Origin of the sequence: Yoonia maricola (genome assembly GCF_002797915.1) — a bacterium.
GTDB lineage: Bacteria > Pseudomonadota > Alphaproteobacteria > Rhodobacterales > Rhodobacteraceae > Yoonia > Yoonia maricola.
Genome location: NZ_PGTY01000001.1, coordinates 1,143,655 through 1,167,667, shown reverse-complemented (window position 1 = coordinate 1,167,667; position 24,013 = coordinate 1,143,655). Strand labels below are relative to the sequence as shown.

The window sequence follows — 24,013 nt, the reverse complement described above, 5'->3', positions numbered from 1 at the left end:
TGGTCCGCGCCTTCCGCCATAAATTTTCTATGCCCGACCCATGTCACTTGTTGGTTTTCACCGATCTCGATGGAACGCTGATCGATCACGACACTTATGATTGGGCGGCTGCAAAACCCGGGTTGAATGCGCTAAATGCTTTGTCTGCCGGCATTATTCTGGCCAGCAGTAAAACCGCCGCTGAAATGGCTATCTTGCGTGAAAAAATCGGAGTCGCGCAGTGGCCTGCGATTGTTGAAAACGGGGCCGGTTTTTTACCCCCCTTTAACACAACATGCCCATCAGCTGCCGACTATGAAACGATACGATCTGCCTTGGACAGGGTGACACCGGACTTGCGTCAACTTTTTACCGGTTTTGGCGACGTCACTGCGGCGCAAGTGGCAGACATGACAGGGCTGCTGGTCAGGGATGCTGCCTTGGCCCAGATGCGCTGTTTTTCAGAGCCGGGACAGTGGTCTGGCACAGTGCCCCAGAAGAACGCATTTTTGGCTGCTTTGGCCGAACAGGGTGTTCGTTCACAACAGGGGGGGCGGTTTCTGACCCTCTCTTTGGGACGTAACAAAGTTGATCAGATGCGCAGCATCATCGACACCTACCAGCCGCGTCACACGATTGCCCTTGGCGATGCGCCCAATGATATTGCGATGCTGGAACACGCAGACATCGGCATTGTGGTCGCCAACCCGGCGCGCCCGCCGCTTCCACCGCTCAAGACCGAAGCAGCGGGCCGTATCATACGCACAAAAGAAGCAGGTCCGGTCGGCTGGAACTGGGCCATACACACCGTAATTGACCGCCTTGAAAAGAATAGGACACCAACGCATGGCTGATTTCCATCAGAACGGAAACATCACAACACTGCACAACCTGCGCACCCGCGACGTGGCGGAAATGGAGGCGGAGCTGAACGCCTTTGCCGCGACCCGCAAGATTTCCTTGATCTTGCCATGCCTCTATTCAGAACTTGAGGGCGATGCGATGCCCCATATCCTGACGGAACTGTCGAAGGTGAATTACCTGCACCGTATCATTATCGGTCTGGATGCCGCCGACGAGGCCCAGTTCCGCCATGCCAAGGCGTTTTTCAAGGATCTCAACCAAAACCACATCGTGATCTGGAACGACAGCCCGCGCATGCTGGCGCTGGGTGCACGGCTGCATGAACTGGGGCTGGCCCCGAACGAACAGGGCAAAGGCAAGAATGTCTGGTCCTCGCTGGGCTATCTGATGAGCTGCGCTGACAGTTCGGTCATGGCGATCCACGATTGCGATATCTTGACCTATAACAAAGAGATGTTGGCGCGCCTGGTCTATCCGGTCGCCAATCCGACCTTCCCGTATCAGGTGGCCAAAGGCTATTACGCGCGCATCGGCGGTGGCAAGCTGAATGGGCGGGTGACGCGGCTCTTGGTCAGCCCGCTGTTGATCGCGCTGAACCGGGTGATCGGATCGCGCGACTATATCGATTACCTGCGTAGTTTCCGTTACCCGCTGTCGGGTGAATTTGCCATGCGCACGGCGATATTGCCCGATCTGCGCATCCCATCCGATTGGGGGCTCGAGATCGGGGTGCTGTCAGAAGCATGGCGCAACCTTGCCCCCAAAGCGGTTTGTCAGGTCGAAATTTCAGACGCCTATGATCACAAGCATCAGGATCTGGCCGCAGATACGGCAGGATCAGGTCTGAACCGTATGTCCACAGACATTTGCAAGGCCATCTTTCGCAAACTGGCTGCGGATGGCACGGTTTTCACGCCCAATATTTTCCGCACGCTGAAGGCCACATATTATCGTTGCGCACTGGATCTGTTGGACGGGTATTATAGCGACGCCAAGATGAACGGGCTGGCCATTGATCGCCATACAGAAGAAAACTCGATCGAGATGTTTGCCGAAAACATCATGCGCGCCGGGCAGGTGTTTTTGGAAAACCCCCATGAGACGCCGTTTATTCCGACATGGAACCGGGTCCATGCTGCCGATCCGACGTTTCTGACCGATATGCATGCAGCGGCGCAGGCGGATGAGGCCGCTTATCAGTAACTACCGCCCCCGGTTGGTAATCCAGCGGCATTGATAGGGGGCAAGGGTCACGGCCTCTTGATCCATATCGAGGTCATGACCGGTCAGCAGGTCAAACCATGTTTCATCTTCAATCAGGTTCATCGAAAGTTGCGACAGCACGACCGTCTGATCGCTGACATTGTGCAGCGCAAAGATGGATTGGCGCCGGTCAAGGCTTTGCCGCCAGACGCCAAAGACACGATCCCCTAAAGGCATGGTGAATTGGGTGGCATTGGGGTGAAAGGCCGGTTGCTTGGCCCTGATGCGCAACCGATCAGAAAGTGCGGTCAGTATCCGCGCTTGGTCAGAGGTCGGATCATCCAGCAGCGCATTCAGCGTCGGATAATCCCAGCGATGTCGGTTGATCGCACGGTTCATGCCGCGGTGTTCCACCTGTCCATGATCATTGGGCGTGGCCAGCATGGAATGGATATAGAACGCCGGGATGCCTTCCAGTGACATGACGATGGTTTGGGTGCAGATGAACCGGTCAAAATGGTGATCATCCTTGCCTGCGAAGGTTTGCGCGGTTGCCTCAAAGTAAGTCGTGTTGATCTCATACGGAGCCTCGCCGCCGTCAGGCAGGGCGCGCATCGACACAAGGCCGCCAATGTTTTTGATCGTCTCGATCATGCGGGCCTGTTCTTCAGTGGGCAAAATCCCCTCGGCAGGTCGCATCCCGATCCCGTCATGACTGGCGGTGAAGTTCAGATAAGCACATCCCATCTGCGCAGGTGGCATCCCGCTTTGCCAATGGCGCAGGTAATGGGCCGAACCGGACATAACCGCATGCAGGATCAAGGGCGGTAGAGGGAAGTTGTAAATCGCATGGGCTTCGTCGTGTTGCCCAAAATAGCTCAGGTTCTCAGCCTTGGGCACGTTGGTTTCAGTCAGCAGAATGATCGTCTCAACCGAATAATCACACAAGAGCCGCATCAGTTTCACGATAGCATGTGTCTGGGGCAGGTGGATCGAGGAGGTGCCGGGTTCCTTCCACAAAAACGCAACAGCATCCAGCCGGATGATCTGAACCCCATTGTCGACATGCAGTCGGATGATCCGCAGGAATTCCAGCAGGACCTCGGGATTGCGGAAATCCAGATCAATCTGGTCATGGCTGAAAGTGCACCAGACATGGCGCGGGCCGTTTGATGTTTCCACCTTTTGTAGCAGGGGCGTGGTACGGGGGCGTACCACATTGCTCAGGTCGTCATCGGGACTGGCCTCGAAGAAGTACCTGTCATAGGGCATTTGCCCTTGCCGGTAGCCATTGAACCAAGTGCCTTGGCTGGACACATGGTTCAGCACCAGATCGGACATCAGGTGAAAGTCCTCACTGATCCGGTTGATATCAGGCCAATCGCCCAGTTGCGGGTTGACGCTGCGAAAATCGGATACGGCAAAGCCGTCGTCCGAGGTGAAAGGAAAGAAAGGTAGGATATGCACGCCGTTCAGAACACCCTTCATCCGGCGCAGCAGGAAATCATGTAGCAGATCAAGCGGCTTATGCGCGCCATCGATAATTGAATTGCCATAGGTGATCAGCAAGGCGTCCTGTTCGGTCCAAAGATCATTGCTGGGCGCGCGCCCGCGCTTGCGCCGTCGCTTGCCGTCGGGCCAGAACGCGTCTTGAATTGCGTCCACAAGCAACTTGGTATCCTGATCAGGGTAGACCTGCCTGATCAGTGACGTGAGCCGCTTTTGGAACGATTGTGTCTTCGTCATCTACAGGTCACCTGTTACCCTAATACACAGCTGACCAAATGGCTTGGGCAAGGTCAATCGTCTTGCAGCTATAGCGCCAGATCGGCCATCAACCTGTCTTTGGAATAGCTGTCTTTCGCGGCAGTTTGTTTGATCTTGCCTTGTTCAACGACAGTGAATGTATCTGCGATGCGATATGCAAAATCTGCATTTTGTTCGACCAGCACAATCGCCATCTGCCCCTGGTCGCGGAGTGTTTCCAATGCGTCGCCGATTTGCTGGATGACATTGGGCTGAATACCCTCGGTCGGTTCATCCAGCAGCAAAACCTGTGGTTTGGTGATCAAAGCGCGGGCGATGGCCAACTGCTGTTGCTGTCCGCCAGAGAGATCACCACCACGGCGGGTTTGCATTTCACGCAGGACCGGGAACAGATCAAAGATGAAGTCCGGCACCTGATGTTCCGCTTTTGGTAAGCAGGCAAACCCGGTTTCAAGGTTTTCGCGCACGGTCATCATTGGGAAGACTTCGCGCCCCTGCGGGACGTAAGCGATCCCGGCGCGGGCGGAATGAAAGGCCGACGCCAGCGATACCGCTGTGCCGCCAACCAATACTTCACCACTGGCCACCGGATGCCGCCCTGACACCGCCTTCAGCAGGCTTGTTTTCCCCACACCGTTGTTGCCCATCACGGCTGTGATTTGCCCGACTGCGGCAATCAGCGAGATATCGAACAGGATCTGGCTTTGCCCGTATTTGAGATCGATGTGTTTGACTTCAAGCATGCGCACGCCCCAGATAAACATCGATAACAGTTTGGTTCGAGGTCACATGATCAAGGCTACCCTCGGCCAGAACAGACCCTTCATGCAGGACCGTCACCTTACAATCGAGGCGGCGCACAAATTCCATGTCATGCTCCACAACGACAACGGCACGGGTTTTGGCGGCTTCCTTGAGAATATCAGTCGTTTTTTCGCGCTCTTCCGGTGTCATGCCTGCGGCGGGTTCATCGACTAGCATCAGGCGCGGTTCTTGTGCCAGCAGCATGCCGATTTCCAACCACTGTTTTTGCCCGTGGCTCAGCTCGCCCGCAACGCGGGTGAGGCTGTCACTCAGGCCGATGCGGGCGGCGACATCTTCGATGCGCTCTGCGTTGGGCTTGGTTTTCTTATGCATCAGCACCGCAAATGGCCCGCGCGGTGTTTTCAGCGCCATGGCCAGGTTTTGGCGCACAGTCTGCGCCTCGAACACAGTCGGCTTTTGAAACTTCCGGCCAATCCCTTCACGCGCGATCTGGCTTTCTGACATTCCAAGCAAAGAGATGTTTTTCTCGCCCCAGATCACCTGGCCTTCATCCGGTTTGGTCTTGCCCGTGACGATATCCATAAACGTGGTTTTCCCAGCCCCATTGGGCCCGATAATCGCCCGCAACTCGGTCGTTGCAAAGTTGATCGACAGGTTGTTGATCGCCCGGAACCCGTCAAATGTGACGCTGACGCCAGATACCTCTAGCAGCATGCTCATGATGGCTTCCTCACCAGATAATCAAACAATCCGCCGATGCCTTTAGGGAAAAACAGCGTAACCGCAACGAAAGAGAAGCCGAGCAAGACAAGCCACCAGTCGGTCCATTGGATCACATAGAAGCCCAGATCGATATTGGGTGCGCCACCGCCAGTGAACCAGCTTGAAAGAAGCGAAACGAAGGCCGCTCCGATGACCGCGCCATACAGCCGCCCGCGCCCGCCAATGGCGACCCAGACGGCAAGGTAAATGGACGCGATGGGGGCAATTTCGCCGGGGTTGATGATGCCCGCTTGGGGGTAGTAAAGCGCCCCTGCAATGCCCGCGACAACAGCGGTCGTCGTGAAGATGAACAGTTTGTAGCTTTCCACATGATAGCCCAGGAACCGCACGCGCGCCTCATTATCGCGGATACCTTTTACCACGCTGCCCATCTTGCCTGATACGATCCACGCAAAGAAAACATAGCCCGCGGCTAGTGCTAGGGCCGATGCGATGAAGAATATGATCGAGACGGTCGCTTGTGAAACGTCCTGATAGCCGGGAATGTTTTGCAGGCCCGACAGGCCATTGTTCCCCCGCAAACCGCTATCATTCTGAAACAGGTAGAGGGCGAGAGCCAGTGTCATCGCTTGCGTCAGGATCGACAGGTAGACGCCTGTGACCCGGCTGCGGAACGCCAGCCAACCGAACACCAGCGCCAGCAGGCCCGGTACAAGCACGACCATCAGCAATTGAAGCGCCAAACTGTCCGCAAAGGCCCAGATCATCGGGAATTCGGAACTGCCCACGACCCCGAAAATCTGGTTGCCTATCGCATCTGATATCTCTGCCGGTGTCGGTGGGATAGGCTGACCTGCAAGGCTTGTCATCACGATCCCTTCGGTGCGCGCATACATCAGCCACATGCCGATGGCATAACCGCCGATCCCGAAGAAGGCAAAATGCCCCAAGGACAAGATCCCGCAGTAACCCCAAACGACATCCATCGCGATTGCGACAAGGCAGAGGCATAGTGTTTTGCCCAGTGTCTTGACGAATGAGGTTGAGATCAGGCCAACACCTGTCACCTCGGACATCAGTGTCACCACGACAGTAAAGACCGCCAGAATGGCAATGAACCACAGAACGGACGGGTTTTGGGCGAGGAATGATCGTTGCATGGTTTAATCCGCCGCCGCACGGCCTTTGAGGGCAACAATACCCTTGGGCCGGAATTGAATGAACAGGATGATAAACAGGATCATATAGGTCTGCGCCGCCAAGGTGTTCGAGGGGTTCAACCACTCGATCCCTTTTTGCAGGAAACCGATCAGCGACGCCCCTGCAAGCGTACCCCAGACGTTGCCGACACCGCCGACAACGACCGTCATGAAGCTTTGCACGATGTAGGATGCGCCCATTTCAGAGGTCACTTGTGCATAAAGCCCGATAGCGACCCCGGCGATCCCCGCGATTCCTGATCCCAGCCCGAAGGTCAGCATGTTGATCCGGTCAGTGTTGATCCCCATGGATGCCGCCATGCCGGGGTTCTGTGTTACGGCGCGGACTTCCAGCCCAAGACGAGTACGTTTGAGAATAAACAGGATGATGCATAGGAAAACCAGCGCCAGCACAAAAATCGCAACTCGGATATAACTGATGGCCACAACATCGTTAAACACCAGCGCCCCGTCCAGCCATTCCGGAGAGGTCAGTGGGCGCGCTTGGGTGCCAAAGATGTTTTTCGCCAGCTGCTGAAGCGCGATGGAAATGCCGAAGGTGGCGAGCAGCGTTTCCAGCGGGCGATGGTATAGGTGACGAATGACCGCCCGTTCCATCAAGACGCCTGCGCCAAAGGTGATCGCAAAGGCCAAGGGCAGGGCGATGATGATCGACAACGTATAATCAGGCACGAATTGCTGCACCACAAAGCCGGTATAGGCACCCATCATGATGAATTCGCCGTGGGCCATATTGATCACGCCCATGACGCCAAAAGTAATGGCAAGGCCGATGGCAGCCAGAAAGTAGATCGAGGCAAGCGACAGTGCATCAAGGCCAAGATCGACACTTTGGTTAAGCGCGACGTTTCTCTCGATATTATCAAGTGCTGCGCGTGCGGCATCGGTGATGGCGGGATCAGTCTCTGCGTATTGTACAAAGAAACGATGGGCGGCGACGGCTTCGGTCTGTGTGGTTTCATCGACGCGGGGAGGTACCGTCCCATCGGCCGCAAGCAGATCATAGGCAAGGGCGCGGGCGGCATCTGTATTCAATGTGGCGACGGGAACACCGCTGACGGCATCACCGTCAATATTGGCAACCAGCGCCTCGCGGATTTGTAATTTGGTGATCAATGCAGGGGCAAGCTCGGCTTCAACAAGCCGGGTGTAGGCATCCGTTGCGGTCAAATCCTCACCTACGACAAGCATCCGCGCGATATTGGCGTCTTCTGGTACTGATGCGGCCACAGCCTCAGAGTTTGATAGGATTCTGTTCAGTACGGCACGCACATCAACGGACAGATCACCGGACAGAGCTTCAATCGCGCTGACCCGTGCATCCGTTGTCTCAGCAAACAGCGCACCCAACATACCAACAAGGCGGGTCTTGGTTTCTTTCAGCTCCGCGTCAGGTTCATCGTCGATGGATGCCGCAAGTGGCCCCAATTGGCTGGCGTCCATACTGCGAGCGATGGCTTCAACCGCCGCTTTGCGTTTGGCGATATCAGGGTCGGACAGTTGGAATTGGACCAGCGCATCGCCAATCGCGCGGCGGACACCGCCGTTAGGTCGGGATTCAGTAAGGTCGTCTTCACTGGCGGTCAGGGTGTCCCCGGTGTCGAGGTCCTGCAAGGTTACCGTGTCGCCATCTTCGGTCACCCGAAAGAACAACCCGTCGCTGTCACGCTGCACAATCTCGCGGTCGCGCCAGCTTTCGAGAAAGGGCAGGGCTTGCGGCAACCCGCTGGCCACCAGATCATCCAGCACTACGCCAACACTGCGGCGTCCGGGGCTAAGCACTTCGTCTTGGTGGGTCTGCAGTATGTCTTGCAAGGATTGGGCCGCAGCAGCCACGGGCATAGTAAACCAAAGCGCAAGCGCCAAATAAAGCAGTCGTAGCATGGGGTATTCAGGCCGATCTGTCAGGCAGGTTCAGGACGGGGCATAGTCAACTGCGCCCCGTCCCAGAAGGTTTAGTAGTTAGAAGTCAGCTGCACACAAGTCTCGGTTTCGGTGTTGTACATGCCGCAGCCTAGTGTTTCCCAGTCTGATGTCAGGACGGCCGATTCGGGCAGAAAATCTGTCCATGCATCGCCAGGAACTTCCTCGGTCTGGCTGATGATATCAAACTGACCATCGGCTGCGATTTCTCCGATCAGAACCGGCTTGGCGAGGTGATGATTGGGCAACATGACCGCAGTCCCGCCAGTCAGGTTCGGGAATTCCTGTCCGTACATCGCTTCGCGCACGGCATCGACGTCTGTCGTGCCTACTTCAGTCACCGCATTCACCCACATGTTGAAGCCAATGTAGTGCGCTTCCATAGGATCGTTTGTCACACGGTCTTCGCCCATTTTGGCCTTCCATGCTGTGACCCACTCGTCGTTGAGATCAGATTCAGCGGATTGGAAATAGTTCCAGGCGGCGAGGTGACCCACAAGGTCGGATGTATCGAGACCCGACAGTTCTTCCTCACCAACTGAGAAAGCAACAACCGGAATGTCATCGGCAGAGATGCCAGCGGCAGCCAATTCTTTGTAGAACCCGATGTTCGCGTCACCGTTGATGGTCGAGATGACACCAACCTGCTTGCCGTCAGCACCCAGCGCCACAACGTCAGCCACGATTGTTGCCCAGTCTGAATGGCCGAAAGGTGTGTAGTTCACAAAGATATCTTCAGCCGGGATGCCGTTATCCTGAAGATAGGCTTCCAGAATGTTGTTCGTTGTCCGTGGGTAGACATAATCAGTGCCCAGCAGCGCGAATTTTTCAACGCCTAATTCTTCGAGGAAGTAATCAGTCGCAGGGATAGCCTGCTGGTTTGGCGCAGCACCCGTGTAAAACACATTGCGCGAACTTTCTTCGCCTTCATACTGAACCGGGTAGAACATCAAACCGTTCAGTTCTTCCAGCACAGGCAGCGCGGATTTGCGGCTCACGGATGTCCAGCTGCCAAAGATCACGTCAACTTCGCTGACGGTCAGCAGCTCGCGTGCTTTTTCAGCAAACAGCGGCCAGTCAGAGGCCGGATCAACAACAACAGCTTCGATTTCACAATCCAAAAGACCACCGGCGGCATTCTGATTTTCAATCAGCAGCTCCATTGTGTCTTTCAGTGTTGTCTCGGAAATCGCCATTGTGCCGGACAAGGAGTGCAGCACACCCACTTTGATCGGGTCGGCGCATTCGGCAGCGGCCATAGCAGTGGTGCCCAGCAGGGCGGTCAATGCAAGAGCAGAGGTTTTGAATTTCATAGGTCTTAAGTCCCCGTTGTCGTCGCGGACCGTTGGCAGGGATATGCGCCCTGTTTGAACGGTAGACCAACCCAAAAGGCAGGACCCGCGACAGTTTTGTTGTCGTCATCTGCATCAACGCAAACCGGCTAATTTGCGGCATAAACATTGTGCATGCTCGATTGAGCATCCGCAGTTGGTGTTGCGCCGCAGAAATAAGCCAGAAATTTTTCATCAAGTGAGTTTCGGTCGGGCAGGCTGCGCAATAATTGTGCGAAAAATGTGTGTATGCTTACTTTGCTGGCATATCTTGTGCCGATTGTGGGGTCTCGATCATGTTGAATGTATCAAACGCACAACAACTCATCGCAGCCTGTCTGTCATGGCGTGCTTTTGCGCCGTTCCCGGTTGCGCACTCATCATTAAAGCACAGTCCGACAGGCATCTTGCGGCAGGAACTTGCCCGATGAAACCAGTGTTTTCGCCGAAATAACGCTGGCGTCTGTGTCTGTGTTGACGGCCGTATGTGGCGACTGTCACACCGCAAGCCGATGGCTTTCAGCAAGCACATACGTGGGCATCCAAGCCATCTGATACCAGTTGTTCACCAGTTTTCTTTCCCGTGGCTTTAGCAAGTCGACCATATGTCCGCGTCAATACAATTGGAGAGAAAGATGACAGAGACGACCTTAGTAACAGGCACCGATGAGGCCGAGACGTTCACATTCACCCCAACCGCAGATGACGGTATCGTCACCATTGATAATTTCGGCGCTGATGACAGCGTTGTGATTGGCGATGACACCTATGATGCCGAATATCTCTATCATTTCGCTTCCGCGCAGCGCGCGTTAAGTATGGACGTTGACAGCGACCTGATCGGCGAGGGCGATACCCAACAGATCGTCCTTTATGCAAACTCTGCCGAAGATGGCGAAGTGGCGTCCTATGATGAGGTCTTTGCTGTTATAAATGTGGCTTCTGATACTGGCGCAAGTCCGATTTTTGCCGGTACTGATGATGCCGATACGTTTGAGTTTACAGCCTCGTCGGATGATGGGATCGCAGCTGTCAGTGATTTCGGTGCTGAAGACACGGTCGTGATCGGTGATCAGACCTATAGCGCTGACGATCTTTATGCGGCTGCCTATTCCCAGCGAAGCCTGAGTGCCGATGTAGACACTGATTTGATTGATGCGGGCGATACGCAACAGATTGTGCTCTATGCAAACTCCGCAGAAGAGGGCGATATTGCATCCTACGATGAGTTATTTGCTGTCATTGATATCACGGTAGACGACGGCTGGATTGCCTAACCCGATCACATGAAGGCCAGGCGCGCGTTGCTGATCAAGGGACGCGCGCCTTTTTCTACGTGCGCGCTTACGGAGCACTCAGGTGATCAGTGCTGACCAATTGGGATTGTTGCATTAACTGGTTGATGGCAGTTTCAGTGCGTGCTGCTACGCTCGGCCAGCGGACCCACGACATCCCGATATGACAGCGGATACCGCAGGTCCCACCGCACAGCGCAAAGGATGATCTCACGCGGACAACGGTGGTGCTAAGACGGAAATTAGCGTGCCATGTTGGAGATCACAGCTGGCCGATGCCCCGGATGAATGCAGCAGTCCCCATTCCGTTCAGTGCGCCACAGTCGCGAGCATAGCGCGCGCACTTTTCTTGGTCAGATCCGTGTATACATCCGATAGAGGGGCTGTGATCTGGGCCGATAGCGGATCCTTGAAGATCGCTGACAGTGACAGGATGTTGTGCACGGTTTGTCGTGGGTCACTGGCATGACAGCCCCGCAGCTTAGCCGCCATCGGGTCTGCGTCATCGCTTTGGTTGGCGGTGTAGGCAATCCATCCTGCGAGGGCGAGTAGGAGAGCATCGATCCTACCGCCGTGCGCTAACCTGTCTTCAATCGTGCCAAGTAAGCGCTGTGGTAGCTTCTGGCTGCCGTCCATAGCGATCTGGGATAGCCGGTGTTGGATGCCGGGATTGGCAAAGCGGGACATCAGCGCAGCAGCATAGTCTTCAAGGCTGGTATCGGGTGGCACCTTGAGTGTGGGGATGATTTCCTCGTGCCAGAGCACCTGCAAATAGGCGGCGACGGTTTCATCCGCGACTGCGTCGGCCACCGTTGCGAAACCGGCCAAGCTGCCAAGATAGGCCAGCGCTGAATGTGCGCCGTTGAGCATGCGCAACTTCATCCGTTCGAACGGTGCAATGTCAGGTACGATCTGCGCTCCTGCGGTGGCAAGGTCTGGCAAATCGCCCACAAAATCATCGGTAATGACCCATTGTGTGAACGGTTCATGTACGACCGGTGCAGCATCCATATTGCCAGAGAGCCTTGCAATCCGTGCGATGTCTTCTGCTGTTGTGGCAGGTACGATGCGATCGACCATCGCAGAGGGGAAGGTGACCTCTGCCGCAATCCAGGCGGCGAGATCTGGGTCGACGTGATTGGCAAGGTCCAGCGTCACGCGACGGGTCACGGCACCGTTTGCGGGTAGGTTATCACAGGACAGAACCGTGAAAGGCGGCAGTCCAGCGGCCCGCCGCGCCTGCAGTCCGCGCGCCAGAAAGCCCGGTGCGGTTTGCGGCAGCGCATGTGCAATGTCAGATTTCACGACCGGATGATTGGTGTTGAGTGTGCCAGTCGCGGGATCGTGGCAATAGCCCTTTTCCGTGACGGTTAGTGTGACAAGCGATACGGCAGGCTCCGCTAAGGCGTTGATGACGGCGGCGGGGTCTTCAGGCGCGACAAGCATGTCCTGCACAACATCGATCTGCTGCAGGTCCATACCATCGGGCGTCAACGCAGCCGCCGTATAACGGTAACCGCGTTGCCGCATTCTATCCCGGACAGCGGCAGAGCGGAGACTGACGCCCAGAACGCCCCAACCCTCCAGCTTTTGCAGATAGGTGCAGGCATGGGCACGATAGAAAGCGCCCAAGCCAAGATGCACGATCCGGATCGGTCTTTTGGCTTTGGTCATCGCAGGTCGGACATCGCGACCATATCCATATCGGTAAAGTCAACATTATCGCCAGCCATGGTCCAGCAGAATGTGTAGGCCGCCGTACCAGCCCCGCAATGGATTGACCAAGGCGGTGAAATCACGACCTCTTCATTGGCCATGACGAGGTGGCGGGTTTCATCCGGGGTTCCCATAAAGTGAAACACGCGGGCATCCTCAGGCACGTCGAAGTAGAGATATGCCTCCATCCGGCGGTCATGCACATGTGCTGGCATCGTATTCCACAATGATCCCGGGGCGAACTGCGTATAACCCATGAGCAGTTGACAGGTGTCGCACACTTCGGGATGCAGGAACTGAATGATCACGCGTTCGTTTGCAGCTTCACGCGTGCCCATTTCCACCCTGCGGGCATCCTTCAGCTTGATCAGTTTTGTTGGGCAATGACGATGGGCCGGTGAGGACGTGATGTAGAAACGTCCGCCACCCGCGAATGTGACCGGTCCGCCGCCCATCCCGATATAAAGGAGTTCACCGGCCTCTAGGGTGTGGGTGTCGCCATCCACCTCGACCGTGCCGGTCTCTCCGATATTGAGGATGCCCATCTCGCGGCGGTCCAGAAACCCCGGCGTGCCGGTTTCGTCCATGTGATCAAGCACAAGGCTGCCATCGCCAGGTACGGCAGAGCCCAGGATCAGCCGGTCATAGTGTGTGTAGACCAGATTGATTTCGCCTTCGGCAAATAATCCATCCTTGTGGAAATGGCGCCGTAGGCCGTCGGTATCAAGTGTTTTGGCCGTTTCAGGGTCAATCCCGTAGCGGGTTTCGGTCTTGAGGGGCATGAGATGTCCTTTGAACAGATGGATCGGAAAGAGAGTGTTGGTACAGCGGTCAGAGTCTGTAGGCCTGTTTGGCCAGCCGATAGGCAAGATCATGGGCAACTTCAGTAGCATCTACGCGGCTGAGCCGCCCTGTCGCGACAAGGGTGGCGAGATAGGCGCAATCGACGCGCCGCGCGACGTCGTGACGGGCGGGGATCGAACAGAAGGCACGGGTATCGTCGTTGAAACCGACCGTGTTGTAGAAACCAGCGGTTTCGGTCGTGGCTTCGCGATACCGGCGCATACCTTCGGGGCTGTCGAAAAACCACCAGGCAGGCCCAAGTTTCAAGGCCGGATATACGCCAGCAAGAGGCGCGAGTTCGCGAGCATAGGTCGCTTCATCAAGAGTAAAGACAATCAGCGAAAAGTTAGGGTTCAGCCCGTGTTTGTTCAGCAGCGGCTTCAGTGCCGTGGTGTAGTCAATTGCTTTGGGAATATCGAAACCTTTATCTGGTCCGAAGGTGTTGAATATCTCCGCTGCATGATTGCGGTGCGATCCAGGGTGAAGCTGCATAACCAGCCCATCCTCGACGCTCATCCCCGCCATTTCAGTGAGCATCTGGGCGCGGAAAAGTGCCTGGTCGTCCTGTGACGCGCCACCAGCTATAATCTTGTCAAAAAGAGTGGCTGCATTTGCTGGATCAAGGTCGGCGGCCACCGCATCCGCATACCCATGATCAGTTGCAGTGGCCCCGCGTGCTTTGAAGAATAATCGTCTCGCCCGATGCGCTGCAAGATAGCCATGCCAGGTTTGCGTATCATGACCAGTTACTTTTCCCAGCGCCGCGATATTGGCGGCAAATCCGGGTGCAATCGGATCAGTTGTAGCGTCCGGTCGATAGGTGGGTATAACGCGCCCGGCCCAGTCCGATTGTGCAATGCTTTGATGATGCTCAAGAGGATCAAGAGCGGCGTCGGTGGTGGCCAGAACCTCTATCTTGAAGCGGTCAAACAGGGCGCGTGGGCGATAAGCCGGATCTGAGAGGCAGGCGTCGATATGGTCATAGATTGCATCCGCAGTGTCCGCGTTCAGCGGCTCGGTCACGCCGAAAACACCCGCAAGCGCATGATCCATCCAAAGCCGCGAAGGCGTGCCTCGGAAAAGGTAGTAATGCGCAGCAAATCTGCGCCAGATGGCGCGGCTGTCAGTCTCCACCATCGCGCCATCAGTACGGGCGATGCCCAGATGTTCCAGCGGCACACCCTGCGAATACAACATCCGAAGCATGTAATGATCGGGGATGACAAAGAGCTGCGCAGGATCAGCAAAGGGGTTATTCACGGCAAACCATGCAGGATCAGTGTGACCATGCGGGCTGACGATTGGCAGATCTGAGATGCCTTCGTAAAGATCGCGCGCAAGCATCCGTGCTGCTTTATCCAGCGGAAACAGGCGATCACTGTCAAGTTCTGGCATCTTGTCCCCCAGTTTGCCCAAATTTGCTGAGAGACACGGTCAGAGCATACCACTCCCAGCTCAAGATGTTCTAGTATACTAGCTCTGTCAAACCCTGTGATTGCTGGTCTTACAAAGTTCCGCGAACCGGCCTGTCGTTCTTGATGTTAAAGATCATTCCATCCAAAAGTTCGTCCAGATCTGGGCGGGCTACGGGGCCGTTCGAGATATCGACCAGCATCAATGTGCCATCAGGGCGCATTGCGAAAGCGCCGGGTTCAGCAAAGTTGTTTTCGGTTTCTGCCTCAGACAAAGGCGCCGATACATAGAGCCCAAGCGCCCGCATCTGATCTTCTGTCATGCCGTAGCAAAGATCGAACGCCCAGCCATGCTCTTGCTGATCGGCGGCAGCCTTATCTGCAGTATCTGCAGAGGCCACTACCACATCCATATGTGCGGTCCAATCGGCCAGAACTGTATTCAGTTTGTTCAGAAACCGTTTGCAGCGGGGGCAGTGGCGACCGCGATAGACAAAAAGCATTGTCCAGCGGTCTTTGGCCTCACCAATCACATACTCTTTTGTGTGGCCAACCATAGGGAAGGTGAACGGGCCAACCGGTGCGCCTACGCGAGGTTTTTCATGTGTCATGTACGTTTGTTCCCTTGGTCTTTGGCGTCTTATTCCTATTGGAAAAAATCTGCGTTTCTCTGGTGAATATCAGCGATTGTTGTGTCCAGCCGGTTGATGTGGTGGCGTATGCGATCGCGCGCATCGGTTACACAGCGGCGGTTAAGTGCGTCTGCAATGGCGCGATGATCTTCCAAGACGTCAGCAATATTTTCGCCATCTGAAAGGCTCAGGAGACAAAGGCGATCTATTTTTTGCTTACAATTGCTGATCACCTGAAATGCCATAGGCAGACCGCTGAGGTCGCAGATACCTTCATGAAAGTTGTAGTCAAGTTTGTGGAACAGGGCCAAATCACCTGCCGTCAAGGCGCTTGATTGCGCTTTAAGGTTCTCGGCCAAAACCTCGGTGCGGGTCTGATCCCAAATCTGGCAGGCGCGTTCAATGACCTCTAATTCGACAGCCAGTCGGACGAAGCGCGTGTTCTCGATCTCTGGGCGCGAAAACCGCTTGACGACCGTCGCGCGTTGCGGGCGAATTTCAAGCAGGTTGAGATTATGCAGCCTGCGAAAGGCATCACGAACTGGTTGCCGCGAGACACCGTACTGGCGCGCGACATCCGCCTCGGAAATCTTTGCACCCGGAAGAATTGTCAGCGCAACAATGTCAGCATGCAGCTGCTCGAACACCACGTCAGCGGTCGATTTTGAGTCGCTGACGTGCGCAGCGTCGTACATCTTTCTTCCCCTCCTTGATGTCGCGTTAGCGTATTTTCGCATTTGCAACGTGTTTCGCATCTTGCTGGTGACATCATCAAAACACGTTGCCGGCAACTCACTTGACAATTCTGGGATACTAGTCTCCAGTCCGCTTAGGTCAAGTGCGCCTGTCTGCGTGCTTTCCGGCCTGTAAGATGCTGCAAAAGACCATGGAGGTAAGGTTGGATGCACAGTCAAGCATCGCGTTATGAACTAAGGGAGAGAACAATGTACAATAGTTTTTCAAAGGCACTTCTGGGCACCGCAGCAGCGTTGTCTTTTGTCGCCTCTGCAGCAGTCGCAGAGGAGTGGCGCGCGTGGAATATTCATTCTGACGGTCATCCCAACACTGCGGCGATGGACCGGTTTGCAGAATTGGTTGCCGACAAAACCGGCGGTGAGGTCAGTGTGGAGGTGTTCCATGGCGGCGTTCTAGGAACGCAACCGGACGCCATTGAACAGGTACAACTGGGCGCCATCGATGTCGGCAATTTCAACCTTGGGCCGCTCGGCTCCATCGTGAATGAAGCCAATCTCGTATCGCTACCGTTCATTTTCCGTGACGTTGACCACATGTTCCGCGTGATGGATGGCCCCGCTGGTGAGCAAGTGAGCGCCGCGATGGGTGAGGCTGGCCTGCTGCCGATTGGGTGGTTCGACGCGGGTGCGCGATCATTCTACAACAACACCGGCCCGATCAATACGCCTGATGACGTTGCGGGGATGAAGATCCGGGTAATGAACAATGACCTGTTCACTGGTATGGTCAACGCGATGGGCGGCAATGGTACGCCAATGGCGTTCTCTGAGGTGTATCAATCGCTAAGTACCGGCGTTGTTGACGGTGCGGAAAATAACCTGCCGTCGTTCCAGTCTGTCGGACACTTTGAGGTTGCCGGTTTCTATTCCTTGTCAGAGCACCTGATCATTCCTGAATGCATCTGTGTGAACACGGCAGCTTTCGAGGGTCTGTCGGCAGATATGCAGGCGGCTGTTGTTGCCGCTGCGGAAGAAGCCGCCGCCTATCAACGTGAATTGTGGAGCGAACAGACGGAAGCCAGCCGCGAGGCTGTGACAGCTGCCGGTGTCCAGATCAATGAGATTGCGGACAAAACACCATTTCAGGAAGCGATGGTCCCGGTCTATGAAGACTACCTCGCCGCCAATCCAAGCATGGCCGAACTGGTTGAGCTGGCTCAGTCAACCGAGTGATTCTGGGATAAAATGTTGATTTGACGCCCGGCCTGAAGGTCGGGCGTCATCTCGCACAAAGGACGACCAGAGATGAGCGATATGCCGAACAAACATAACGGGCTTGGTCCCGTCGATAGCGTCTTTCGCGGGATCGTTTTCCTGTGCCGCGTTGTAGCGGGGGGCGCATTGGTCGCGATGACACTCTTGCTGGGCTATCAAGTGTTTGGCCGATACGTGCTGAACGATACGCCTACATGGGTTGATCCGCTTTCGTTGCTTTTGGTGATGCTGATCGCTTTTCTGGGGGCCGGGATTGGTGTCTATGAACACACCCATCTATCCGTTGTCGTCTTCCGCAAGATGGTCGCTAGCAAGGTCCGGTCTTTGATGGTCATCTTGACCGATGTGCTGATGACAATTTTTGGCGGATTGATGCTGTGGTATGGCGGTCAACTGACCTTGTTCAAATGGAACTCGCTCATCCCGCTGATCCAATGGCCCGAAGGCCTGCGGTCTTTGCCGTTGACGATCTGCGGGGGCATGATTCTCGTCTTTTCACTTGGACATCTCGCGCGGCATCTTTTGGGGCGCGACACACGCACTGATAGCATTGAATAGGGCCTGACAGATGGGACTTGCATTACTTCTGGGCCTTTTCGCCTTGTGCGTGATAATCGGAACACCTGTGGCCTTTGCCTTGGGTATTTCAGCAATAGCCGCATTCTGGTTCGAAGGCCTGCCCCTGATGGTCGGATTTCAGCGGATCATGGCGGGGATCAACGTCTTTTCGCTGCTGGCAATCCCCTTCTTTATTTTTGCGGGCGAACTGATGTTTCACGGCGGTATCGCCGTTCGCCTTGTCAGGTTCGCGCAGGCTGCTGTAGGTGCCGTGCGTGGCGGGCTTGGCATTGTGAATGTCTTGTCGTCTATGCTGTTCGGGGGGATCTCCGGCTCTGCCATCGCTGACATTTCGGCGTTAGGGTCGATCCTGATCCCGGTAATGAAAGACAAAGGCTATGACGCCGACTACGCAGTAAACGTGACAGTCACGTCGTCGATTGCTGGCATTATCATTCCTCCCAGTCACAACATGATTATCTACGCAATCGCGGCCGGCGGGGCTGTGTCGATCTCAAAGCTGTTTCTGGCTGGTGTTGTCCCAGGGATTTTGATGTGCATCTGTTTGGCCGCAGCCGCATACATCGTTGCCATCAAACGGGGTTATCAGGCCGAACAATTCCCGGGCTGGTCAGCGCTGATGTTTGCCTTCATTGGTGCGATACCGGGCTTGCTGACGGCGGTGATCATCGTGGGCGGCGTGCTGTCGGGCGTGTTTACGGTCACTGAATCCGGTGCCTTTGGCGTTATATATGCGTTTCTTGTCACCCTGCTGGTTTACCGGTCGATCACATGGGAAAATTTCAAGGTTGCAGTAAACCAATCGGTTAAAACCACGGCGATGGTGATGATCCTCATCGCCTGTGCGGCGGCCTTTGCCTACATGCTGACCTACTACCGTGTGCCGACGAAAATGGTCACGCTGCTGACGGGGATCAGCGACAATCCGATACTGATCTTGCTGATGATCAACGTCGTTCTGCTGCTATTGGGCATGATCATGGACATGGCCGCGCTGATCCTCATCTGTACGCCAATCTTTCTACCGGTGGCGCAGGCGCTTGGCATTGACCCTGTTCAGTTCGGGATGATCCTTTTGGTGAACCTTGGACTGGGGCTTTGCACACCGCCGGTGGGCTCGTGCCTTTTCGTGGGATGTGCCGTAGGCAAATTGCCGATGGAAAAAGCCATTCGCACGATCTGGCCATTTTATCTGGCGATTTTTGTCGCGCTGATGTTGATCACTTTTGTTCCGGCCATTTCCATGACCTTGCCAAACCTAGTGGGTGTTTAGGGGACCGTTGCACTAATCTGGGGCATCGGCCAGCGTTGAGCGTCAGCATGGCACGCCAATTTCCGTCTTAGCACCACCGCTTTCCGCGTGAGATCATTCTTTGCGCTGTGCGGTGGGACCTGCGGTATCCGCTGTCATAACAGGATGCCATATCTGCTGGCCGAACGTGGCATCACCGCTGACCAATCACCCCAGATTGGATTGCGCAAGAACATCGGCTCAGCGTAATCAGGCGTCGCTAAATGCCCGAAACGAAGCGGTGATTTGGCGGCGCACCGCATGGGCAATACCTAGGCCAGAGCGATGGCGGAGGAGGTGGGATTCGAACCCACGGTAGACTTTCACCTACGTCGGTTTTCAAGACCGGTGCATTCAACCACTCTGCCACTCCTCCGACCTCGCCCTGTTAGCTGTTCATTTCTGATTCGAAAAGCAGCTTCGTAATTTGGGGAAATCCGCCGACAAAATGGGGCAAAGCCTTTCAAATTGGCAGATCGAACGCTATCATTCGGCGCAAGATCGTATGGGACACAAATTGGGTTGTGCGATCACGCCTGTGCGAAGGGTGTTGAGCGGCAATAAACAGGGCCAAAAAACGGCTGGGGCTTGCGCGAATGCGAGTGGACTATGAGGGGCGAAATAAATGACAGGCTTTACGATTTTCAACGTCAAGAGGTGGCCACTCTCGGTCGCGCTGGTCAGTGTGGTCGGATTGGCTGCATGTGATGACAACGGCGAGTTTGCCTTTCCATCCTCCTCTGAGGCACAGGCTCAGATACCACCGCCCGCCAATGCATTGAACCAACGGCCTCAGCGCGATGTTGATGTGGAGCGTCCTGATATCTTTTCCATCACCGATAATGGCCTTTGGGATGGTCGTCCGTCGCTGGGTGGTGTCTGGGTGGCGCACCCTGAAGTGCGCGATCCTGACCGTGTCGTGATCCGCAACACCGAAAGCGGGCAGGAAATTGTCGGTGCCTTGTTCCGCCGTGAACGTGAAAACCCCGGTCCATTGTTGCAAGTGTCGTCTGATGCCGCCGAAGCGCTGGGGCTTTTGCCTGGTGCACCGGCCCGGCTTGAGGTCGTTGTCTTACGCCGCGAAGAGGTCGAGGTTGAAGAGCCTGCAAACCCTGTTGTCGCCGGGCTTGAAACGCCGGTCGCAATAGAAGAAGCGCCTCTTGATCCTGTTACTGAAGACAGTGATGCGGCTGGAACGGCCGCTGCAGCAAGTGCTGTGGTTCTGCCCGCCGCTCTTGAAGCTGCGACTGCGGCTGCCGAGCAAACTGCCACCACCGCAACAGATGTCGCAACGGAGGCAGCCGACACCGTTGATGTATCGTCTGTTCTTGCGGTTGCAGCGCCGTTGCCCGATGGGTCCAACGCCCAGATCGGTGTGTATAGTGTAGAGGCCAACGCCAATGAGGCCGCGGGCACAATCACCGCAGCTGGCATTGATGCCCGCGTCACCCCGCAAGAGGCAGGCGGGCGTACCGTCTGGCGTGTCACCGCAGGACCGCTAAGTGACGAAAGTGATGTCGCCCGGCTTAACGAACTGGGCTTTGTCGATGCCTTTGTGATCGAAGACGCAGAATAGCCATCAGGCCAAAAGGAGAGCCCTCATGTTGCGATTTGCACGACTGCGCCGGTTGAGCTTGATTGCCGCGCTTGCGCTGGTGCCAGCATGGGCCACCGCATTTGAGACGAGTGCGACCGCCGCCTATATCTTTGATCAGTCAACAGGCACGGTCCTTTTGTCCAAGAATGCGGACACACCTTTGCCGCCTGCATCCATGTCCAAACTCATGACGATCTACATGGCGTTCGAAGCCGTGGCAGATGGGCGTCTGGACATCAACGAAGAGCTTGCCGTCTCAAGCCACGCGGCCAGCTATGGCGGCTCGTCGATGTTTTTGGACACCACGGATCGTGTTTCGGTCGAAGATTTGCTGCGCGGCGTCATCGTCGTTTCTGGCAATGATGCCAGCGCCGTGCTGGCCGAAGCATTATCGCCTGATGGCACCGAAGCCGGGTTCGCGCGCATGATGACAGATCGTGCGCAACAGATGGGCATGATGAATTCGACATTCGTCAACTCGAACGGCTGGCCTGCGGTTGGGCATCGCATGTCGATGGAAGACTTAGGCATATTGGCAAACCGCCTGATCATTGATTTCCCGACCTTCTATCCGCTTTTTGCGGAAACCGAGTTTGCCTTTGATGGACGCGTGCCCTCCAATTCGCGCAATCGCAATCCCGTTTTAGCGCTGGGGATTGGGGCTGATGGTCTCAAGACTGGCCATACCGAGGAAGCAGGCTTTGGTCTGGTCGGGTCAGCCAAACAGGGTGATCGTCGCGTGATCTTTGTCATCACCGGGCTGGAAACCCGTGAACAGCGGGCCGAAGAATCCACAAAAATCATCAATTGGGCCTTCCGTCAGTTTGCCGAGAAAGAGGTCGCAGATGCAGGCACGCGCATTGCATCCGCTGATGTCTGGATGGGAGAATTGCCAACGGTTGGCCTTACTGTTGCGCAAGACTTTTCACTGCTTGTGCCTGTCCTTAATCAAGAAAATATTGCAGCAGAGGTCGTCTACACCGGCCCGATTGAGGCTCCGATTTCAGCGGGTCAACAGCTGGGCGAACTTGTCATCAACCTTGATGAGCTTCCCGAAAAACGCATTCCTCTTGTGGCCGAAACGGATGTTGCGCGTGGTGGCTTTGGCACACGGATGCGCACCGCCGCATTGGTCTTGTGGCAGAAATTCGGCCCCGGCAGTTCGGATGAGGTCGCCGAGGAGGCATGAATAAGCCCCGTTTTATTACCTTCGAGGGCATCGACGGGTCTGGTAAATCCACGCAATCACGCCGCTTTGCCGATCAATTACGCGCGCAAGGTCAAGATGTCGTCCTGACGCGTGAACCGGGGGGCAGCCCCGGTGCAGAGGAAATTCGCCAGTTGGTTTTGACCGGTGATCCTGAGCGCTGGTCGCCTGAAACTGAGATTTTGCTTTTTACCGCCTCGCGCCGCGACCATCTGGAAAAGACAATTGAGCCTGCATTGGCAGCCGGCAAGACCGTGATCTCTGACCGTTTTGCGGATAGCACCCGTGTTTATCAGGGCGCGACGCGCGGTGATTTGCGGGCGATGGTCGATAACCTGCATAAGCTGATGATCGGACGCGAGCCTGATCTGACATTCATCATTGATATGGACCCGGCGACAGCGCTTGAACGCGGTCTTGCGCGCAAATCCGGTGAAGATCGGTTTGAAGACTTCGGTTTGGGTTTTCAGGAAACCCTGCGCCATGGCTTTCTTGCGCTTGCGCATGCCAACCCTGACCGCTGCATCCTGATCGACGGCAACCGCACACCCGATCAGATCGCCAGCGAAATCGCAGCCTACGCATGAGCGACGAAGACATCCCTCAGCCCGACCAGATCGCAGGTGCGCCGCATCCGCGCGAAACACGCGTGCTTTATGGGCAGGCCAAGGCCGAGGCCGATTTTCTCGATGCTTTCGGGGCAGGGCGCCTGCATTCGGGCTGGCTGATCACCGGGCCGCGTGGCGTGGGTAAGGCAACACTGGCGTGGAAGATCGCGACATTTTTGTTGTCTGACCCGGATGGGGGACTTTTTGGTGATCCTTCACTGCAGATTGACCCCGAACATCCCGATGCGCGCTTGATCCAAGCAGGTGCACATCCGCGCCTGTCGCTGATCCGTCGCCCTTGGGATGAGAAAACGAAGAAATTGAAGACCGAGATCACTGTCGATGCGGTCCGCAGCCTCAAACGCTTTTTCCAGATGTCTGCCGCCGACGGTGGACGACGGGTGGTGATCGTCGATGCGGCGGATGAGTTGAACCGTAACGCGGCCAATGCGATCCTCAAGGAACTGGAAGAACCCCCCGCGAACTGCACTATCTTGCTGATCGCGCATCAACCATCGCGGCTCTTGCCGACGATCCGATCACGTTGCCGCGAATTACGTTGCGCGCGCCTGAATGCCGACGATCTGCAAAAGGCCTTGGCGCAGGCGGGTCACCCGTCTGAACAATCCGAAAGCCTCGCGGCTTTGGCTGGTGGTTCAGCGGGTGATGCGATCCGGCTTTTGAACCATGATGGGTTGGCGCTATATGCCGAATTGATCAAGACATTTGATAAACTGCCCCGCATCGACAGGCCATCCGCTCTGCGTTTGGCCGATGCCTGTGTCGGCAAGGCGGCTGAGGTTCGCTTTGGTATTACCCTCGATTTGATCGATCTGTTTCTGGCACGCGCTGCCCGTGCCGGGCTGATAGGTGAACCTGCCGCCCAAGGTGCGCCGGGCGAGGCCCGGCTTTTGGCGCGTATTGCGCCCAATGATCACGCGGCCCGCAACTGGGCGCAGCTGCAACAGGATTTGACGGATCGGTCCCGGCATGGGCGCGCGGTGAACCTTGACCCTGCCGCGCTGATCCTTGATATGATTTTCAAGATTGAAGAGACGGCACAAGGGACCGCCGTAGCCTGAAAGCCG

General features: G+C 55.8%; 21 protein-coding genes, 1 tRNA gene and 1 pseudogene. 11 read left to right on the top strand and 12 right to left on the bottom strand.

The window, feature by feature from the left end; genetic code table 11:
- Positions 1-29 precede the first annotated feature (29 nt).
- Positions 30-833, top strand: a complete 804-nt coding sequence (locus BC777_RS05925) for an HAD-IIB family hydrolase (protein ID WP_168769085.1) — start codon at positions 30-32, stop codon at positions 831-833.
- Positions 826-2,046 (top strand): glycosyltransferase family protein, encoded by a 1,221-nt coding sequence (locus BC777_RS05920; protein ID WP_100367185.1) that lies wholly within the window; start codon positions 826-828, stop codon positions 2,044-2,046. The genes BC777_RS05925 and BC777_RS05920 overlap by 8 nt, the downstream gene beginning before the upstream one ends.
- Here the strand turns inward: BC777_RS05920 and BC777_RS05915 are convergent, their stop codons facing one another.
- The 6 genes from BC777_RS05915 to urtA all read right to left on the bottom strand — a co-directional run bounded on the left by BC777_RS05915 (position 2,047) and on the right by urtA (position 9,757).
- Complete coding sequence (locus tag BC777_RS05915; protein ID WP_100367184.1) at positions 2,047-3,792, bottom strand: sugar phosphorylase; 1,746 nt, start codon at positions 3,790-3,792, stop codon at positions 2,047-2,049.
- Positions 3,793-3,860: 68 nt separating this feature from the next.
- Entirely contained in the window at positions 3,861-4,556 is a 696-nt protein-coding gene (gene urtE, locus BC777_RS05910) for an urea ABC transporter ATP-binding subunit UrtE (protein ID WP_100368021.1), read from the bottom strand.
- Positions 4,549-5,298 carry an urea ABC transporter ATP-binding protein UrtD gene (urtD, locus tag BC777_RS05905; RefSeq protein WP_100367183.1) on the bottom strand — a complete coding sequence of 250 codons (750 nt, stop codon included), beginning with the start codon at positions 5,296-5,298 and terminating at the stop codon, positions 4,549-4,551. The genes urtE and urtD overlap by 8 nt, the downstream gene beginning before the upstream one ends.
- Positions 5,295-6,461, bottom strand: coding sequence for an urea ABC transporter permease subunit UrtC (gene urtC / locus BC777_RS05900; RefSeq protein ID WP_100367182.1), 1,167 nt, complete (start codon positions 6,459-6,461; stop codon positions 5,295-5,297). The genes urtD and urtC overlap by 4 nt, the downstream gene beginning before the upstream one ends.
- Positions 6,462-6,464: 3 nt before the next feature.
- Positions 6,465-8,405, bottom strand: a complete 1,941-nt coding sequence (urtB, locus tag BC777_RS05895; RefSeq protein WP_100367181.1) for an urea ABC transporter permease subunit UrtB — start codon at positions 8,403-8,405, stop codon at positions 6,465-6,467.
- Positions 8,406-8,476: 71 nt separating this feature from the next.
- Positions 8,477-9,757: an urea ABC transporter substrate-binding protein gene (gene urtA / locus BC777_RS05890; protein ID WP_100367180.1), complete on the bottom strand. Its 1,281-nt coding sequence runs from the start codon at positions 9,755-9,757 to the stop codon at positions 8,477-8,479.
- A gap of 653 nt (positions 9,758-10,410) precedes the next feature.
- Between urtA and BC777_RS05885 the strand changes: the two genes are divergently transcribed.
- Positions 10,411-11,052 (top strand): hypothetical protein, encoded by a 642-nt coding sequence (locus BC777_RS05885; RefSeq protein ID WP_100367179.1) that lies wholly within the window; start codon positions 10,411-10,413, stop codon positions 11,050-11,052.
- A 327-nt stretch (positions 11,053-11,379) separates the two neighbouring features.
- Here BC777_RS05885 and BC777_RS05875 read toward each other — a convergent pair whose 3' ends face one another.
- From BC777_RS05875 to BC777_RS05855, 5 genes are all read right to left on the bottom strand, one after another.
- Positions 11,380-12,744: a mannitol dehydrogenase family protein gene (locus tag BC777_RS05875; RefSeq protein ID WP_100367178.1), complete on the bottom strand. Its 1,365-nt coding sequence runs from the start codon at positions 12,742-12,744 to the stop codon at positions 11,380-11,382.
- Complete coding sequence (gene kduI / locus BC777_RS05870; RefSeq protein WP_100367177.1) at positions 12,741-13,568, bottom strand: 5-dehydro-4-deoxy-D-glucuronate isomerase; 828 nt, start codon at positions 13,566-13,568, stop codon at positions 12,741-12,743. Before kduI ends, BC777_RS05875 begins: the two co-directional genes overlap by 4 nt.
- Positions 13,569-13,617: 49 nt before the next feature.
- Entirely contained in the window at positions 13,618-15,024 is a 1,407-nt protein-coding gene (gene uxaC, locus BC777_RS05865; RefSeq protein ID WP_100367176.1) for a glucuronate isomerase, read from the bottom strand.
- Between the two features lie 109 nt (positions 15,025-15,133).
- Positions 15,134-15,652: a redoxin domain-containing protein gene (locus BC777_RS05860; RefSeq protein ID WP_100367175.1), complete on the bottom strand. Its 519-nt coding sequence runs from the start codon at positions 15,650-15,652 to the stop codon at positions 15,134-15,136.
- A 35-nt stretch (positions 15,653-15,687) separates the two neighbouring features.
- The gene (locus BC777_RS05855) at positions 15,688-16,368 is read right to left on the bottom strand and encodes a GntR family transcriptional regulator (protein WP_168769084.1); all 681 of its coding nucleotides are present in this window, start codon (positions 16,366-16,368) and stop codon (positions 15,688-15,690) included.
- A 249-nt stretch (positions 16,369-16,617) separates the two neighbouring features.
- On the opposite strand from BC777_RS05855, the gene BC777_RS05850 reads away from it, so the two are divergent.
- The 4 genes and pseudogenes from BC777_RS05850 to BC777_RS19745 form a co-directional block, all read left to right on the top strand.
- Positions 16,618-17,601 (top strand): TRAP transporter substrate-binding protein, encoded by a 984-nt coding sequence (locus BC777_RS05850; protein WP_100367173.1) that lies wholly within the window; start codon positions 16,618-16,620, stop codon positions 17,599-17,601.
- A 72-nt stretch (positions 17,602-17,673) separates the two neighbouring features.
- Positions 17,674-18,201, top strand: coding sequence for a TRAP transporter small permease (locus BC777_RS05845; protein ID WP_100367172.1), 528 nt, complete (start codon positions 17,674-17,676; stop codon positions 18,199-18,201).
- Between the two features lie 10 nt (positions 18,202-18,211).
- Positions 18,212-19,495, top strand: coding sequence for a TRAP transporter large permease (locus BC777_RS05840; RefSeq protein WP_100367171.1), 1,284 nt, complete (start codon positions 18,212-18,214; stop codon positions 19,493-19,495).
- Positions 19,496-19,587: 92 nt separating this feature from the next.
- Positions 19,588-19,684 (top strand): annotated as a pseudogene (locus BC777_RS19745) (IS6 family transposase); the annotation flags it as partial.
- Positions 19,685-19,799: 115 nt separating this feature from the next.
- On the opposite strand, the gene BC777_RS05830 reads toward BC777_RS19745, so the two are convergent.
- Positions 19,800-19,889 (bottom strand) — tRNA-Ser (locus BC777_RS05830).
- 249 nt (positions 19,890-20,138) lie between these two features.
- Between BC777_RS05830 and BC777_RS05825 the strand changes: the two genes are divergently transcribed.
- From BC777_RS05825 to BC777_RS05810, 4 genes are read left to right on the top strand one after another with little or no spacing between them, the layout of a single operon-like run.
- Positions 20,139-21,089 (top strand): SPOR domain-containing protein, encoded by a 951-nt coding sequence (locus tag BC777_RS05825; protein ID WP_100367170.1) that lies wholly within the window; start codon positions 20,139-20,141, stop codon positions 21,087-21,089.
- Positions 21,090-21,114: 25 nt separating this feature from the next.
- Complete coding sequence (locus BC777_RS05820) at positions 21,115-22,299, top strand: D-alanyl-D-alanine carboxypeptidase family protein (protein WP_100367169.1); 1,185 nt, start codon at positions 21,115-21,117, stop codon at positions 22,297-22,299.
- Positions 22,296-22,904 carry a dTMP kinase gene (gene tmk, locus BC777_RS05815; protein ID WP_100367168.1) on the top strand — a complete coding sequence of 203 codons (609 nt, stop codon included), beginning with the start codon at positions 22,296-22,298 and terminating at the stop codon, positions 22,902-22,904. Before BC777_RS05820 ends, tmk begins: the two co-directional genes overlap by 4 nt.
- Complete coding sequence (locus tag BC777_RS05810; protein ID WP_100367167.1) at positions 22,901-24,007, top strand: DNA polymerase III subunit delta'; 1,107 nt, start codon at positions 22,901-22,903, stop codon at positions 24,005-24,007. The genes tmk and BC777_RS05810 overlap by 4 nt, the downstream gene beginning before the upstream one ends.
- The last annotated feature ends 6 nt before the right edge of the window (positions 24,008-24,013 follow it).